Source organism: Sphingomonas sp. GW821-FHT04B01 (assembly GCF_059420425.1).
On record NZ_JBWKTR010000001.1, the window covers coordinates 488,839 to 504,485 of the forward strand.

At 65.8% G+C, this 15,647-nt stretch carries 10 protein-coding genes; 4 read left to right on the forward strand and 6 right to left on the reverse strand.

Annotated elements, in window-relative coordinates; genetic code table 11:
* Positions 1-189 precede the first annotated feature (189 nt).
* From typA to AC07UH_RS02475, 3 genes are all read left to right on the forward strand, one after another.
* Positions 190-2,034 (forward strand): translational GTPase TypA, encoded by a 1,845-nt coding sequence (gene typA / locus AC07UH_RS02465; RefSeq protein WP_038663919.1) that lies wholly within the window; start codon positions 190-192, stop codon positions 2,032-2,034.
* A gap of 79 nt (positions 2,035-2,113) precedes the next feature.
* Entirely contained in the window at positions 2,114-2,632 is a 519-nt protein-coding gene (locus AC07UH_RS02470; protein ID WP_495179459.1) for a DUF7002 family protein, read from the forward strand.
* A complete protein-coding gene (locus tag AC07UH_RS02475; RefSeq protein WP_495179458.1) occupies positions 2,625-3,272 on the forward strand; it encodes a DarT1-associated NADAR antitoxin family protein in 648 nt (215 codons plus the stop codon). Before AC07UH_RS02470 ends, AC07UH_RS02475 begins: the two co-directional genes overlap by 8 nt.
* A 53-nt stretch (positions 3,273-3,325) precedes the next feature.
* Here AC07UH_RS02475 and AC07UH_RS02480 read toward each other — a convergent pair whose 3' ends face one another.
* The 5 genes from AC07UH_RS02480 to AC07UH_RS02500 form a co-directional block, all read right to left on the reverse strand.
* Positions 3,326-5,632, reverse strand: a complete 2,307-nt coding sequence (locus tag AC07UH_RS02480; RefSeq protein ID WP_495179798.1) for a TonB-dependent receptor — start codon at positions 5,630-5,632, stop codon at positions 3,326-3,328.
* Positions 5,633-5,851: 219 nt separating this feature from the next.
* Positions 5,852-8,212 carry a glycoside hydrolase family 31 protein gene (locus AC07UH_RS02485; protein WP_495179457.1) on the reverse strand — a complete coding sequence of 787 codons (2,361 nt, stop codon included), beginning with the start codon at positions 8,210-8,212 and terminating at the stop codon, positions 5,852-5,854.
* A gap of 114 nt (positions 8,213-8,326) precedes the next feature.
* Positions 8,327-9,838, reverse strand: a complete 1,512-nt coding sequence (locus AC07UH_RS02490; protein WP_495179456.1) for a tryptophan halogenase family protein — start codon at positions 9,836-9,838, stop codon at positions 8,327-8,329.
* Positions 9,835-10,569 (reverse strand): DUF6445 family protein, encoded by a 735-nt coding sequence (locus AC07UH_RS02495; RefSeq protein ID WP_495179455.1) that lies wholly within the window; start codon positions 10,567-10,569, stop codon positions 9,835-9,837. The genes AC07UH_RS02490 and AC07UH_RS02495 overlap by 4 nt, the downstream gene beginning before the upstream one ends.
* A 5-nt stretch (positions 10,570-10,574) precedes the next feature.
* The gene (locus AC07UH_RS02500; protein WP_495179454.1) at positions 10,575-11,120 is read right to left on the reverse strand and encodes a hypothetical protein; all 546 of its coding nucleotides are present in this window, start codon (positions 11,118-11,120) and stop codon (positions 10,575-10,577) included.
* A gap of 215 nt (positions 11,121-11,335) precedes the next feature.
* Here AC07UH_RS02500 and AC07UH_RS02505 point away from each other — a divergent pair, with 215 nt between their 5' ends.
* Positions 11,336-12,736, forward strand: a complete 1,401-nt coding sequence (locus tag AC07UH_RS02505) for a family 43 glycosylhydrolase (protein WP_495189852.1) — start codon at positions 11,336-11,338, stop codon at positions 12,734-12,736.
* Positions 12,737-12,855: 119 nt separating this feature from the next.
* On the opposite strand, the gene AC07UH_RS02510 is transcribed toward AC07UH_RS02505, so the two are convergent.
* Positions 12,856-15,645: a TonB-dependent receptor gene (locus AC07UH_RS02510; RefSeq protein ID WP_495179452.1), complete on the reverse strand. Its 2,790-nt coding sequence runs from the start codon at positions 15,643-15,645 to the stop codon at positions 12,856-12,858.
* Positions 15,646-15,647: the final 2 nt, after the last annotated feature.

Below are 15,647 nucleotides of genomic sequence, written 5' to 3' on the forward strand. Positions count from 1 at the left end.
TCTCCCAAGCCGTTGCCCGCAAAATGGTCGCGTTCGGGCGCGACGGCAAGTGTGTTGGCGCTGTAATACGCGAACGCGTCGCCTTCAATGCCGGCGCCGCGCGGCGCTGGGAAACGGCTCCCCTTCCCGCGACGCAACATTTCCGCTATGGGGGCGCGCACTCCAAGCTCCATCTATTCAGGAATTCCCATGAGCCTCCGCAACGTGGCGATCATCGCGCACGTCGATCACGGCAAGACGACGCTGGTCGATCAGCTCTTCCGCCAGTCCGGCACCTTCCGCGACAACCAGCGCGTCGAAGAGCGCGCCATGGATTCGAACGACCTAGAAAAGGAGCGCGGGATCACGATTCTCGCCAAGCCGACCTCGGTCGACTGGGCGCCTCCGGGCGGCGGCGAGAGCATCCGCATCAACATCGTCGACACGCCCGGCCACGCCGATTTCGGCGGCGAGGTGGAGCGGATCCTCAGCATGGTCGACGGCGTCGTCCTGCTGGTCGATTCGTCGGAGGGCGCGATGCCGCAGACCAAGTTCGTCACCGGCAAGGCGCTGGCGCTCGGCCTCAAGCCGATCGTCGTCGTCAACAAGGTCGACCGTCCCGACGCGCGCATCCAGGAAGTGCTCGACGAGGTGTTCGACCTGTTCGTGTCGCTCGACGCCAATGACGAGCAGCTCGACTTCCCGGTGCTCTACGCCTCGGGCCGCAACGGCTATGCCTCGACCGACATGGACGCGCGCGAAGGCACGCTGATCCCGATGTTCGAGACGATCGTCAACCACGTGCCCGCGCCGAAGGTCGAAGTCGAGGACGTGCCGTTCACCTTCCTCGTCACTTTGCTCGATCGCGACAATTTTCTCGGCCGCATCCTCACCGGCCGCGTCAATTCGGGTACGGTGCGCACCAACCAGGCGATCCACGCGCTCGATAACGACGGCAAGATCGTCGAGACCGGCCGTGCGTCGAAGATCATGTCGTTCCGCGGTCTCGACCGCGTGCCGGTCGACGAAGCCAAGGCGGGCGATATCATCAGCCTCGCCGGCCTGACCGTCGCGACCGTCGCCAACACGATCGCCGACATCACCGTCACCGAGCCGCTGCACGCGCAGCCGATCGATCCGCCGACGCTGTCGATGCGCTTCGCGGTGAACGATTCGCCGATGGCGGGCCGCGAGGGCACCAAGGTAACGAGCCGCATGATCCGCGACCGTCTGTTCCGCGAGGCCGAATCGAACGTCGCCGTGAAGGTGACCGAGGCCGCCGACCGCGACAGCTTCGAAGTCGCCGGCCGCGGCGAGCTCCAGCTCGGCGTGCTGATCGAGACGATGCGCCGCGAGGGCTTCGAGCTCGGCATCAGCCGCCCGCGCGTGCTGTTCGGCGAGGACGAGAACGGCAAGAAAACCGAGCCGTATGAAACCGTCATCATCGACGTCGACGAGGAGCATTCGGGCACCGTCGTCGAGAAGATGAACCTGCGGAAGGCCGAGCTGACCGACATGCGTCCGTCGACCGGCGGCAAGACGCGCATCACCTTCTCGGCACCGTCGCGCGGCATGATCGGCTATCACGGCGAGTTCCTGTCGGACACGCGCGGCACCGGCATCATGAACCGGCTGTTCGAGAAGTACGGCCCGCACAAGGGCACGATCGAAGGCCGCAAGAACGGCGTGCTGATCTCCAACGGCGCCGGCGAGGCGCAGGGCTATGCGCTCGGCCCGCTCGAGGACCGCGGCGTGCTGTTCGTCGGCCACGGCGAGGCGCTGTATGAAGGCATGATCATCGGCGAGAACGCCAAGACGGACGACCTCGAGGTTAATCCGATGAAGGCGAAGCAGCTGACCAACTTCCGCGCGAGTGGCGGCAAGGACGATGCGATCCGCCTCACCCCGCCGAAGAAGATGACGCTGGAGCAGGCGATCGCCTATATCGACGACGACGAGATGGTCGAGGTGACGCCGAAGACGATCCGTCTGCGCAAGCGCTACCTCGATCCGAACGAGCGCAAGCGCGCAAGCCGGTCGAAGCAGGCGGCGTAAGCACCGTAACGGTTGCGATTGACCAACCGTTTCTTCTGTATCCATCCTAGCTCTGTTCTTTTACAACGGAGTGGGATGGATGCAGAAAATCAAGTCTTACTTGGCCTCGAGAACGCTGTTTCACTTCACCGATCAGCGGAATATTCCGAGCATCGCGCAGCACGGGCTGCTCTCCGTCCGACAACTCGCGGATTGCGCGATCCATCCCGAAGCACCCGGCGGCAACCAGTGGAGCCACGACGCCGACAAGCGGATCGGAATGGATCGCTACGTCCATCTATGCTTCTTCGATCAGCATCCAATGGAATATCGGGCGCGGGAGGCCGGTCGCATCGCGGCGGCGACGTTCCTCCGCGTCTTACCCGCCGTACTGGACATTCCCGGCGTGATGTTTGCCGATGATGTCGCCAACAAGGCCGGTGTGATCATTCGCCCTTTGGCCGAGATCGACGCCCATCTGGACCTCGACGTGATCTATACGCGACTGGACTGGAAGGATCCGGCGGTGCGGGAGCGCTTGCAACAGGCCAGGAAATACGAAATCCTCGTACCCGATCACGTGCCCGTAGCTTTGTTGAGGAAACCGCAAGGTGGCTGAACGTCCCGTCTTCGTGCCAGTGATTGAAGGGCCTCGAATCGTCGCCGAGGTGCCGGTCGCCTTTCCATGGCATGCAGGTATGGCTGCAAGCCAGAAGCGCAAGAATGTCGTCGAACTGCACCATGCCGCATCAATGAAGGGATTGAAGCGGTTGTTGGAGATTTCAACCAAATCGGAGCGCACGATCGGCCAACGGTTGAGCGCCTTTCATCAACGGATAGCGCTGGACAGCGGGACATTCAGTCTGGAATCGGTCTATCAGGGCAGCAAGGTTTTCGAAGTAGGCGGACCGTTCATCGATCTATTCGATAAACCGGCCAAAGATGCCAAACAGGATCCGCGCTTGCGTGAATCAGGTCACCTCGTTGCATTCGAACTTGAGGGGCGCCGGTATCCCTTATTGCCTGCGACAGCTTTCTATGACTGGCTGTATCTTCGCTGCATCTATCCGGAGCGAGATTGGCTTCGTCGTTTGGAACAGTTGGATGGCTTTACCGATATCGAATTCAATCCGAACAAATCGGTAAACTGTCAGGCGCGATCCTGTGCGATATTCGTATCGCTTCAGCAGAGAGGGTGTCTGGAACAGGCCAGCACTTCGTTCGAGGCCTTTGTCGATGCTCAGGCAGCATCGCTGTGACGGAACGCGGCGACCTCTGACGAGGCCGCCGGCACCATGGACCGAAAGTCGGCTCAGCGGAACTTGCCGCTGACCGAGACGCCGATGATCCGCGGTTCGTTGAACACCGCAGCCATGTAGTTTTCGATGACGCCCTTCAGGTTCTTCTCGTTGGTGATGTTGCGGGCGAAGGCGGCGATTTCGTAATTGTCGTCCGGCGTGGTGTAGCCGATCTTCAGGCCGCCTTCGAAATTGCCCGTCGCGTAGAATTCGCGCGTCTTGTAGAGCACGAAATTGGTGTAGCCCTGGATGTTCCAGTCGGTCGCGATGAACAGCTTGCCGTCATTGGCGAGCGGCAGGTCGTACCGCGCGGTGGCGTCGAGGTTCCAGCGCGGCGCGTTGGGCAGCGGGTTGCCGTCGATTTGCGCGAAGACGTTGCTGCCCACGCGGATCGTCGGATCCTGTACGGTGCAGACCACCACGCCGTTGAGGATGCAGACCTGCGCATAGACGCGCTTGTCGCGGATCTTCGACGCCAGCGCGCTCGCGCCGAGCGTGAAGGTGAGGTTCGGCACCGGGCGGAACTGCGTGTCGATCTCGACGCCATAGGCACGCGCCTCGTCGGCGTTGAAGAGCACGCCGTTGCCGTTGACGTCATTGCCGTTCAGCTGGATGTCGTTGACCGTATAGGTGAACAGCGACGAGTTGATGCGCAGCCGGCCGTCGAGGAAGACGCCCTTCGACCCGATTTCATAGGAGGTGATCGTCTCGCTGTTCGCGGTCGAGAAGGGCGAGTTGAACACCGCCGAACGGCCCTGGATCGTCGGGCCGCGGAAGCCGCGCGCGACGCGGGCATATACGCTGTTGCGCGGATCGAGCTGATACAGCGCCGAAACGTCCCAGCTCGGCTCCTTGCCCTCGAGCCGCACCGCGGTGGGGGCGGTCGCCGGGAACAGGCTGGCGGTGCCGGTCGCGTTCAGCACCGGCTTGACCAGCGTCGTGCGCTTGACGTCCTCGGTATAGCGGCCGCCGGCGGTGATCGTGAAGTCGGGCGTCACCTTGAAGCTCGCCTGACCGAACGCCGCCCAGCTGGTGTTGATGTCGCGCAGGCGCACCCAGTTGTTCGGGTTGCGGGCCGCGGTGTTCAGGAAAAAGCTGCGCTGGTAGAATTCGGTCGTGTCGTTCTGGCGGAAGTAGAAGCCGCCGACCTGCCAGGTGAAACGCCGGTCGGATTGCGAGGCGAGGCGGACCTCCTGCGTATATTGGCCGAGCGCGCGGATATTGCCTTGGCTCTGGCCGAAGCCGTTCGCCACGCCGTTGACCGGGAAGTTCGCCGCCGCGCCGCCGTCGGTGTCGCCGCGGCTGTAGCCCGAGGTGGTTTCATAGGCGCTGATCGAGGTCAGCGTGACCGGGCCGAAGTCATAGGCCGCGTTCACCGAGCCGCCGTAGGTGTCGTAATCCTGCGGGTTGTTGTCGCCCTCGTCGAGCGCGATGCTGCTCCGCGGCTCGGCCGAGACCGAGTTCGACCCCTTGCGGAGCGCGGCGCGGTGGAAGATCGTCGAGGTGCCGTGATAGCCGCGGGCGTGGCCCGAGACGTTGACCGAGAAGGCCTCGGTCGGGGTGAGCAGCACCTGCAGGCGCACGTCGCGCTCGTCGAAGCCGCCCATCGCATCCTTCTGCGGGGTGCGGGTGCCGTCGGCGCTGACCCCGGCGAAGCGGTTGTCGACCCAGTCGTTGCGATGCTGGATCAGGCCCGACAGGCGCACCGCGACCTTGTCCTGGATGATCGGGCCGCCGACGCCGGCGTCATAGGTGAAGGTGCCGAGGCTGCCCGCCGACGCCGACATGCGGCCCTGCCACGTCTGGCTGGGGCGGATCGTGTCGAACTTGATGATGCCGGCGGTGGTGTTGCGGCCGAACAGCGAACCCTGCGGCCCGCGCAGCACCTCGACCTGATTGACGTCGTAAACCGGGTTCGACTTCAGCACGACATGTTCGAGGACGACGTCGTCCTGGATGATCGACACCGGCTGGCTGGCGCCGAGATAGAAATCGATGTTGCCGAGGCCGCGGATGTAGAAGCGCGGGAAGATGCGCCCCGTCGTCGTCTCGATATACAGGCCGGGAACGCGGCCGGAGAGCGACAGGATGTCCTCGCCGCCCGCCTGGAAGGTGCGCAGGTCGCTGCCGCCGACGACGGCGACCGACAGCGGCACGCGCTGCAGGTTTTCCGAACGGCGCTCGGCGGTGACGACGATGTCGCCGAGATCGCCGCTGGCGTCCTGCGTCGCGGTCGTATCGGTCGCGGCGGCGTCGGTCGCCGGCGTCGCGGTCTGGGCGAGCGCGGGCGCGGCGAAGCCGGCGGCACCGAGCAGCAACATGGTCTTGAGCAAACGCGTGGTCACGAAGGTCCCCCTGATGGTTACGGGGAGCCGCCGCCGGGCGGGACGCCAGGATATTCCCTTGGCGCAACCTGCCGGCGATGATGGCGACCGCCCCCCGGCGGATCTTCGCGCTAGTCGGCGATTGTGTCGGCTTCGTGAAATTATGTGTCTGAAAAGACACACCTTCCCCGTTTTCGACGGAGAAGGTGTGGCGGCTTATTTGCCCTGCACGACGCGGACCAGTCCGGCGGCGTCCTGCCCGGTCGGCAGGCGGCCCGACGCGGCGAGCTTGCCCGTCGCCTGGCTCCAGCGCAGCGTCGCCGTCCGGCCGCCGGTCTTGCGATTGGCGTTGGTGACGCCGTCGTCGTCGTAAAGCGTGAAGCTCGCGTCGCGGCCGGGATAGACGCGGATGCTCTCCAGCGGCTGCGCGGTCGCGGTGCTCGGCACCTGCACCCCCATCGGCACGATCGATCCGGCGCGGACGAACAGCGGGATCTTGTCGATTGGTGCCGCCGCGTCGATCGTCTGGCCGCCGGTATAGCGCCGCTCGGTCCAGTAATCGTACCAGTCGGCGCCGGCGGGCAGATAGACCTTGCGGCTGGTCACGCCCTGATCGGTGACCGGCGCGACGAGGAAGGCCGGGCCGAACATATATTGGTCGCCGATCGTCGCCACCGCGGGATCGTTGGGGAAGTCCATGAACAGCGCGCGCATGAACGGCGCCCCGGTCTGCGCGGTCTGATGCCCCAGTGCGTAGAGATAGGGAATCAGCGCATAGCGCAGCCGCAGGAAGCCGGCGAGCACTGGCTCGGCGGCGGTGCCATACTCCCATAGCGCGGTGCCGGCACGCTGGCCGTGGATGCGCAGCGTCGGCGTGAAGCTGTTATAGGCGAACCAGCGCGTGAACAGCTCGGGGTAATCGGCATAGCTCGGCGGCATCGCGGTCGCGCCGGCGGGGTCGAGCAAGGGCGCGCGCTCGGCCTTGGGGCCGGCGGGGTTCTGCCAGCCGCCGGTGTCGCTGCTCCAATAGGCCATGCCGGTGGCGGTGAAGCCGAGCCCGGCGGGCACCTGCCGGCGCAGCGCTTCCCAGGTCGATTGCACGTCCGACGACCAGAAGAGGGCGCCGTTGCGCTGCGTACCGAGATAGGCGGCGCGCGACAGGATCAGGTTGCGCATGTCTGGCCGGTCCTTCGCCGAGCCTTCCGCGACGCTGCTGGTGTGCACCAGCGGATAGAGATTGTGGTAGCGGTCGCCCGAGCCGATCGAGAATTGGTGGCCGTCCGGGACGAGATCGGGCTCGGTCTCGTCGAGCCAGAACCAGTCGAAGCCCTGGCTGGCGATATTGTCGCGGATCTTGGTCCAGAACCATTGCCGCGCGTCGGGATTGGTCGAATCGAGCAACGCGCCGGCGCGGTCGGCGCGGATCGGCAGGCCGTCGACGACGCTGCCGTCCTTGTCGTGGAGCAGCCAGCCCTTGGCGCCGAGGAAATCGTAATAGCGCGACTCCCGCTCGAAGCGCGGCCAGACGCTGATGATCGAATGCATCCCCAAATTGTGGAGCGTATCGTTCATCCCCTTTGGATCGGGGAAGAAGGTCCGGTCGATGTCGAGCTGGCCCATCCGCGACCAATAGAACCAGTCGAGCACCATCACGTCGAGCGGCAGGTTGCGCTGGCGATAGCCCTGCGCGACGTCGAGCAATTCCTTCTGCGTCTCGTAGCGCGCCTTGGACTGGATCAGGCCGAACGCCGCCTTGGGCGGCAGCGGGGTGGCGCCGGTCAGCTTCGCATAGCCGGCATAAAGCTGGTCGGTGGTGTCGCCGGTGATGACGAAGAAGGACACGCGTTCGCCGACGTTCGACTGCCAGTGAGTGGCGTTGTGCAGGCCGGGCGAGACCGTCGTCGCCGAGGCATTGTCCCAGACGATTCCGTAGCCCTTGTTGGTGACCATGAACGGCACGCAGACGCTCTCGCCGGCGGGCGCATCGTAATTGTGGCGGCAGTCGATCGTGCGGCCCTTGAGGTCGAGCACGCCCTCCTGATTCTGGCCGAGGCCGTAATAATGTTCGCCCGGCTGCACTGCGAAGCTGGCGCCGACGCGGAAGGTCTTCTCGTCGTTGACGGTGTGCGGCGCCATTTCCCAGCCGGTCATGTCGAGCAGGGTGCGGCCGTCGGCACCGCGCACCGAGATCGCCACCGGCGGCAGCGACGACGCGAAATAGCGTTGCATCTGCGTCGGCGCCTTGGGCCAGGGCTGCGCGGCAACGGTCAGGGTCAGCGCCGGCGAGGCGAAGACGTCGCCGCTCGCGTCGGTGCGGTGGCTCCAGCCGGCGGCATCGGGCCTGGCGTTGGGGCCTTCGCCCGGCGGGGCGACGGCGAGCGCCTTGTCGAGCGCGATCGTCACCCGGACGATGTTGGGAGCATAGGGTTCGATCGCGACGATGCCACCGTTGCGGTCGACGATCGCCAGCGGATCGGCCGCGGCAGGCAGTGCGGCGAGCGATGCGATCGCCGTCCCCGCGGCCAGCAGATGGCGCAGAAGGCCTGACTTGCGGATGGCGCGCGTTGGCTGAGTCATCGAATCTCTCCCCCCGGACCAATCACTTGCCCGTTCCGTCTTTTACTTATGAGGGGATCGTTCACCCGTGCAAGCGGCAACCGTGGCTAGCGCGACCTTCGTCGCGCTATGCGGCTAGCGCGGCGCGCGACAGTGCCGCGCGATGAACTCCTGATGCGGCGGCATATGGGCGGCGGCGGCCGCGGTGACCTTGCCGATCCGGTCGAGCGCCGCACGCGCATCGGCGAGCGGCAAGGCGGCGCCGAGCGGATCGTACCCCGATGCGGTCAGCCCCTGGCCGTCCATCACCGCCAGCCAGCTCGTCTTGGTGAACAATTCGTCGGTCTCGCGGAACACGCGGCCGGTGCGGCGATAGATGGCGATCCGCTCCGCCAGCGTGTCCGGGATCGGCATCTCGGCGAGCCGTCGCCAGTAAGCGGTGTCGCGGCGGCCGGTGGCGTGGAAGTGGAGGATGACGAAGTCGCGGATGCTGTCGAACTCGGTCGCCATCAGCCGGTTGTAGCGGCGGATGTCGGCAGGCTCGAACGCGCGCGTCGGCAGCATCTCGAGCAGGCGCGCGATGCCCGACTGGATCAGATGGATGCTGGTCGACTCCAGCGGCTCGAGAAAGCCGCCGGACAGGCCGAGCGCGACGCAATTGCGCACCCAGAGCGCCGATCGCCGCCCCGCGCGGAAGCGCAACGTGCGTGGCTCGGCCAGCGCCTCGCCTTCGAGATTGGCGAGCAGGGTCGCGGTCGCCTCGTCCTCCGAAATATGGTCGGCGGCGAAGACATAGCCGTTGCCGACGCGATGCTGCAGCGGGATGCGCCATTGCCAGCCGGCGGTGCGGGCGGTGGCGCGGGTATAGGGCGGTGGCGGCCCGGTGACCGCGCTCGGCACCGCGACCGCGCGATCATTGGGGAGCCACGCCGACCAATCCTCGAACCCCGCGCCGAGCGTGTCGCCGAGCAGCAGCGACCGGAATCCCGAACAGTCGACGAACAGGTCCGCCTCGACCCGTCCGCCGTCGGCGAGCGTCACCGCCTTGATGAAGCCGTTTGCACCGCGCAGCACGACGTCGACGACGCGCCCCTCGCGGCGGACGACGCCGGCGGCCTCGGCGCGACCACGCAGGAAGCGGGCATATAGCGCGGCATCGAAGTGGAAGGCATAGCCGATATGCGCCAATGGCGTGTTGCCGGGCTGCGGCCGCATGAATTTGCCCGCCGCGGCGGCGGCCGCGCAGATCGAATAATCGGACAACGGACCTGCCGCGCCCTCGCCGTGCAGCCGTCGCCACAGCGCCTCGAACGGCACCGCGCCGAGATCGATGCCGTAGACGCCGAACGGGTGGAAATAGCGCTGGCCGAGCGCGCGCCAGTCGACGAATTCGATGCCGAGCTTGAACGTGCCGCCGGTCGCGCGGACGAAATCGTCCTCGTCGATGCCGAGCAAGGCGTTGAACGCCTGGATCGGCGGAATCGTCGCCTCGCCGACACCGACGGTGCCGATCTCCTCCGATTCGACCAGCGTGATCGCCGGACCGTGCGGCCCGAGCACGCGCGCGAGCGCCGCCGCCGCCATCCAGCCCGCGGTGCCGCCGCCGATGATCGCGATGCGGCGGATCGCGCCGTCTTGCCCGCTCATGCGCTCGCCCGGCATTGGAGGAACAGATTGCCGGTCAGCCGTCCGCGCCGCGGATCGGCGGCGGCGTCCGGCAGATGCGCGATCAGCCCCGAATGGAGCAGTGCCGCGCGATAGAGCACGAGCCGGTCGCAGCGTGCCGCGACCGCCCCGATCCGCTCAAAGCGCGCGTCGGACTCCGTCCGATAGCCGGGCGGCGGTGGATCGGCGCGTTCGCGGTCGAGCGCGGCGTGATAGGCCGGCAGGCGTTCGGCATCGATCGTCTCGAACCCGGTGGCGCGATGGCGGAAGAAGCCGGTGCCGTCGCCATTGTCCGGCGACAGGAAATGCACGGTCGCGAATTGCAGCCGGTCGGCGGTGTCGACGTGCGGGACGCGCTGGTCGGGGCTCAAGGCATCCGTCGGCGTGGTGACCAGCGAGAAATTGCCGCGGGCGCGAGCCGGCACGACCGGGCCGGTGCCGAAATGCGCGGCGATCAGCGGCAGCACGAAGTGCACCATCGCATCGAGATAGCCGACCGGTGCCGGACCGAGCAGCCCGGGATAGCCGCTGCCTGCGCGCGCCGCGTCGGTGAATTGCGCGCGCGCGGCGATCTCGACCAGCGCCGCCGGGTCGCCGCTGGCGCCGTCGATCACCACCACCGGCTCCCGCTCCTCGCCGACGCGCAGGATCTCGATCGCGCCGGGAGCGGCGAACCAGGGCGTGGCGGCGGCGTGCGGCGCGGCGGTCGACATCGGTGTCAGAACTCGTTGTTGATATAGAAGACGAAGCCGCGGCTGCCGTCGCCGGCATCGGCGACGAGTACCGGCCCCGGCGTATAGCCGCGGGCGAGCAGATCATGCTCGAATTGCTTGTCGCGAAAGGCGGTCACCATCGTCGCCTCCGTCTGCCCCGCCGGCAGCGGCCCCGCAACCTCGCAAGCGGTCCGCACGCAGCTGACGTGGACGGGCGCGGCGGCGGCGAAGACCGGCAGGCGCGCGACTGCGGCGGTCATCGCCGCCTCCACCGGCGCGGCGGCGGCGGCTGGCGGCGGCTGCGTCGTCATCACCGCCGCCATCATCCGCACGTCGCCGCCGCGACGATCGTGCGTGGCGAGCGTCTCGACCAGTTTGCGCTCGGGCCGCTCCCGCACCGGCGCGGGCGGGGCGCTCGGCGTGGCAGTGGGGCGGACGACGGTGACCGGCGCGCTGACCACCGCGACCGCCGCGGGGGGCGATGCGGGCGGACGGGGCCGGTGATGCACGGCATAGCCGCCGGCGAGCGCCAGCGCTGCGGTGGTGGACACGGCGGCCCAGCCTTTCCTCTGCATAATCCTCTCCCCAGGCATGATCGTCCTGCCTGTTGTCCGACATGATAGAGGAAGGTCCGGCGCTGTAGAGAAGGCGAAACCGACGGAAATGCGATGGTAGCGCTAGCGTTGGCGCCTCCGTCTATTCTCAATATGACATCCATATGTCATACATAACTGCCGACGGAGATCGGCTGATGAGGAGAGGAATGATGTTCAGGAAAACTTTGGCGCTGGGCGCCGCGATGGTGGCGCTGGCGCTGCCCGGCGTCGCCTGGGCGAGCGCGCAGACCGTCAACAACGGCTCGCAGTTCGTCACCACGACGGGCGGGCAGATCGACGCGCACGGCGGCGGCGTCATCAAGGTCGGCAGCTATTATTATTTCCTCGGCGAGAACCGGAACCCGGATTATTCCTTCCGTGCGGTGTCGATGTACCGGTCGACCGATCTCAAGACCTGGGAATTCCGCAACGACGTGCTGAAATCCTCGTCGGCGAGCGAGCTGAACGGCGCCAACATCGAACGGCCCAAGATCCTCTACAATGCCGCGACCCGCAAATACGTGCTGTGGGCGCATTGGGAGAATGGCAAGGACTATGGCGAGGCGCGCGTCGCGGTGGCGACGTCGGACACGGTCGACGGCAATTACACCTATCTCGGCAGCTTCCGGCCACTCGACTATGATTCGCGCGACATGACGGTGTATCAGGACAGCGACGGCACCGGCTATCTGATCTCGTCGTCGAACGTGAACTACGACCTCAACGTCTACAAATTGAGCGCGGACTATACCAAGGTCGATTCGCTGCTCACCGTCATCAAGGGCTATCACCGCGAAGCGCCGGCGCTGGTCAAGCGCAACGGCGTCTACTTCCTGATCACCTCGGGCGCCACCGGCTGGAACCCCAATCGCGCCGCCTATTTCACCGCGACCAGTCTCGCCGGGCCGTGGACCGGGCCGACCTATTTCGGTCACGACACCACCTATAATTCGCAATCGACCTATATTCTGCCGGTGCAGGGATCGAGCGGTACGTCCTATCTCTACATGGGCGATCGCTGGGGGCCGGCGATCGGCCAGATCGTCAACGATTCGACCTATGTGTGGCTGCCGCTGACCTTCCCGACGAACACCTCGCTCGATTTCACCGGCACCGCGTCGCAGATCACGATCGACGCGGCGGCGGGCACGATCGCGCTCGGCTCGCCCAACACGCAATTGGTCAAGATGCAGGTCGCGCACAGCGGCCAGTGCGCCAACATCAGCAACGATTCGCCTTACTATAACGGCACGGCGATCCAATGGACCTGCACCAACACCAGCAACGAACTGGTCGAGCGCCGCCCGATCGGCAATTACACGCAATATGTCGTGCAGCGCAGCGGGCTGTGCCTCGCCCAGGCGGACGACAACGGCAGCGGCGGCGCGGTGGTGCAGACCTCCTGCTCGATCGGCGACAAGTCGCAATGGACGTATAACGGCACGACGATCGTCAACCGCGCCTCGGGCTCCTGCCTCGACGTCAACGAAGCCTCGACCGACACGGGCACCAAGCTGATCGTCTGGCCGTGCAACGGCGGCGGCAACCAGCGCTGGACGATGATCAACTAAACGACAGGCGAACGGACCGGCCGCGGCCCCCCGGCCGCAGCCGGTTTTTTTCGTGCCTGTGCGTCGGGCACAAAAAAGCCGGCGCGATCCGAAGACCGCGCCGGCAGTGGGGAAGCCGTTTAGTAGGTGGCGCGCAGCGACAGGCCGAAGCGGCGGTCGTTGAGCTGATATTGCAGCGGCTGCGCGGCGGTGCCGATGTAGGTGACGTTCATCCGGTTGGTGAGGTTCACCGCATCCGCCGACACCGCGACATGATCGGTGACGTTGACGCTGATCGACGCATCCAGCGACGCATAGGGCTTGGCATATTGCGGAATGCCGTTGGCGCCCGCGCCGGTCGTCTGATCGAGGTAGCTCGACCGCCAATTGTAGGCGAGGCGGGCGGTCAACGGTCCCTTTTCGTACAGGCCGATCAGATTGTAATTGTGCTTCGACAGCTTCTCCAGCGGCACCTGCGTCGGGATATTCGATCCCGCCGTCGCGAACGGATTGCTGACGTTCGAGTCGACATAGGTGTAATTGGCCTGGATACCGAACCCGCTGAGCAGGCCGGGCAGGAAGTCGAAGAACTGCTGATAGCCGATCTCGGCGCCCTTCACCGTGCCATTGCCGGAATTGAGCACGGTGTTCACGTCATAGGCGCGACCCTGGAAGTTCTGGACCACGACGCCGCTGGCGAGGAAGCCGTCGACCTTCTTGTAGAACAGGCCCGCGGTCAGCGACCCGGTCGGGGCGAAATACCATTCCGCGGTTAGATCGTAATTGTCCGACTCGATCGGGTTGAGCCGCGGATTGCCCGAATTGGCGCTCGGTCGACCGGTGATCGGGCTCACCTGATTGGGGTTGTTGAGCGTCAGGTTGGTCGACAATTGGTCGAAATTCGGCCGCGCGAGACCCTTCGAATAGGCGAAGCGCATCTGGATCTCGTCGGTGAACCGTGCCCGCACGTTGAAGCTCGGCAGCGCCCGGGTGTAGCTCTTGTCGATCGAGAGCGGCGAAATCGTGCCGTCCGAGTTGAAGAGCGTGCCGGACGAGACGACCTTGGTCTTCACCAGCCGGACGCCGGCGCCGCCATCGAAGCGGACGCCGCCAGCTTCGAAGGCGTAATCGGCGATGCCCCAGGCGGTGTAGGTCTTCTCGTTCTGCGAATTGAGATCGCCGGGCGTGAACGCGTCCTTCGTCTTCGCGCCGAAGATCGCATAGAGCGCCTTGGTCTGCGCCCACACGCCATTGGCCTGTGGGAAGGCGGGGTACAGCAGGCCGCCGGTGACGCTGTTGCCGTCGAAGAAGTTCTTCGAGGGGCCGGGCATCGCCAGCTGCGGGTTGCGGCTGAGCGGGATGAACGGCGTTCCCGCCGGTGCCGAGCAGCTGCCGTCGGGGCCGGTCTGATACAGGCAGACGCCGTTCCAGGTGCCGCGCAGATCGATCGAATTGTCCGAATAGCGGGCGCCGCCGCGCAGCTTCTTCAGGAAGCCGCCCTCGAGATCATATTCCAGATCGTAGGACAAAGCGAGCTGATCGGCGTCGTTGCGCTGGAGCGAATCGGCGATGAACGTCGTCGCATATTTGCTCGGATCGGTCAGCAGCGCCTTGTTGCGCACGTCCCAGCGTGGCCGGCTGCCGCGCAGATCGAAATCGACGATCTCCTGATTGGGTGCGTTCGCCTCGGTCTGCCCCGCAGCGGTGAACAGCGACAGGACGTTGCCGTTGCGATCGGCGTTGTAATAGCTCTTGAGATATTGCGCGTCGAAGTGGATCTTCGCGCGGTCGGTCGGGCTCCAGTCGGCGCCCAGCGTGAAGTTCTGGCTCTGGCTCCACAATTCCTGGTCGAAGCGGCCGGTCTCGAACAATTGGTTCTGCAGCGCGCCCGACGTGGCATAGCCCTCGTCGTTGAAGGTGAAGGTGGCGCTGGGCAGCGGCCGCGACTGCGTCCCGCCGTTGACCGAATAATAATAGGCGCCGCGACGGTTGAACCAATATTTGGTATATTGATACTGGCCGGTCAGCAGCAGATTGTCGGTCGCCTGCCACTGGAGGGCGCTCGCGATGCCGAGCCGGCGACGGTCGCCGAGATCGTCATACACCTGGAAGCCGAGCGGCGCCTTGGCATTGGCCGGCGCGCCCGTGATCGAACCCGCCGGGATCGGCTGTTGCTGGTTGGCGAGGATGCCGTCCTGCCGATATTGGCTCTTCGAATAGACCGCATTCACCAGGAAGCCGATCTCGCCGATGCCGGTGTCGAAGCGGTTGCTGTACAGGCCCGACACCGAATATCCCGGCTTGTCGACGCGGTCGTAGTAATTGCCGCGCGCGGTCAGGCTGACGACCTGCTTCTCCGAATCGAACGGCCGGCGGGTGCGCAGGTTGACCGCGCCGCCGACGCCACCTTCGATGATGTTGGCGGGTGCGTTCTTGTAGACGTCGACGCCCGACAGCAGTTCCGGCGGAATGGCTTCGAGGTCGAAGGCGCGACCGCCGGAGGCCGAATAGACCGCACGGCCATCGAGGAAGTTCTGGACCTGGGTGAGGCCGCGCACGGTGATCGCGGGGGAGGTACGGTGATCGAAGTCGGTCGCGCCTTCGCCGTAACGGCGCTGGATCTGCACGCCGGTGACGCGCTGCAGCGCCTCGGTCGTGTTCACGTCGGGCAGCTTGCCGATGTCCTGCGCGCTGATCGAATCGACGATCTGGTCGGAATTGCGCTTGATCGCCTGCGCCGACCGCAGGCTGGCGCGGACGCCGGTGACGATGATGTCCTGATCGTTCGTCGGATCGCTCGCCGCCTGATCGCTGGTCTGCGACACGGTGCCGGTTGCTTGTGCGGCCGGTATCGTCGTCTGTGCATGCGCCGCGCCGGCCAGTGCGACGAACGATGCGCCCGCGAACAGACGCACGTAAGTGCCCTTCATGG

Excerpts from the sequence above, each read along its gene's own strand:
- AC07UH_RS02505 (WP_495189852.1), top strand. The coding sequence starts at position 11,336 with ATGTTCAGGAAAACTTTGGCGCTGGGCGCCGCGATGGTGGCGCTGGCG.
- AC07UH_RS02485 (WP_495179457.1), bottom strand. The coding sequence starts at position 8,212 with ATGACTCAGCCAACGCGCGCCATCCGCAAGTCAGGCCTTCTGCGCCAT.
- typA (WP_038663919.1), top strand. The coding sequence starts at position 190 with ATGAGCCTCCGCAACGTGGCGATCATCGCGCACGTCGATCACGGCAAG.
- AC07UH_RS02490 (WP_495179456.1), bottom strand. The coding sequence starts at position 9,838 with ATGAGCGGGCAAGACGGCGCGATCCGCCGCATCGCGATCATCGGCGGC.
- AC07UH_RS02510 (WP_495179452.1), bottom strand. The coding sequence starts at position 15,645 with ATGAAGGGCACTTACGTGCGTCTGTTCGCGGGCGCATCGTTCGTCGCA.
- AC07UH_RS02470 (WP_495179459.1), top strand. The coding sequence starts at position 2,114 with ATGCAGAAAATCAAGTCTTACTTGGCCTCGAGAACGCTGTTTCACTTC.
- AC07UH_RS02495 (WP_495179455.1), bottom strand. The coding sequence starts at position 10,569 with ATGTCGACCGCCGCGCCGCACGCCGCCGCCACGCCCTGGTTCGCCGCT.
- AC07UH_RS02480 (WP_495179798.1), bottom strand. The coding sequence starts at position 5,632 with ATGTTGCTGCTCGGTGCCGCCGGCTTCGCCGCGCCCGCGCTCGCCCAG.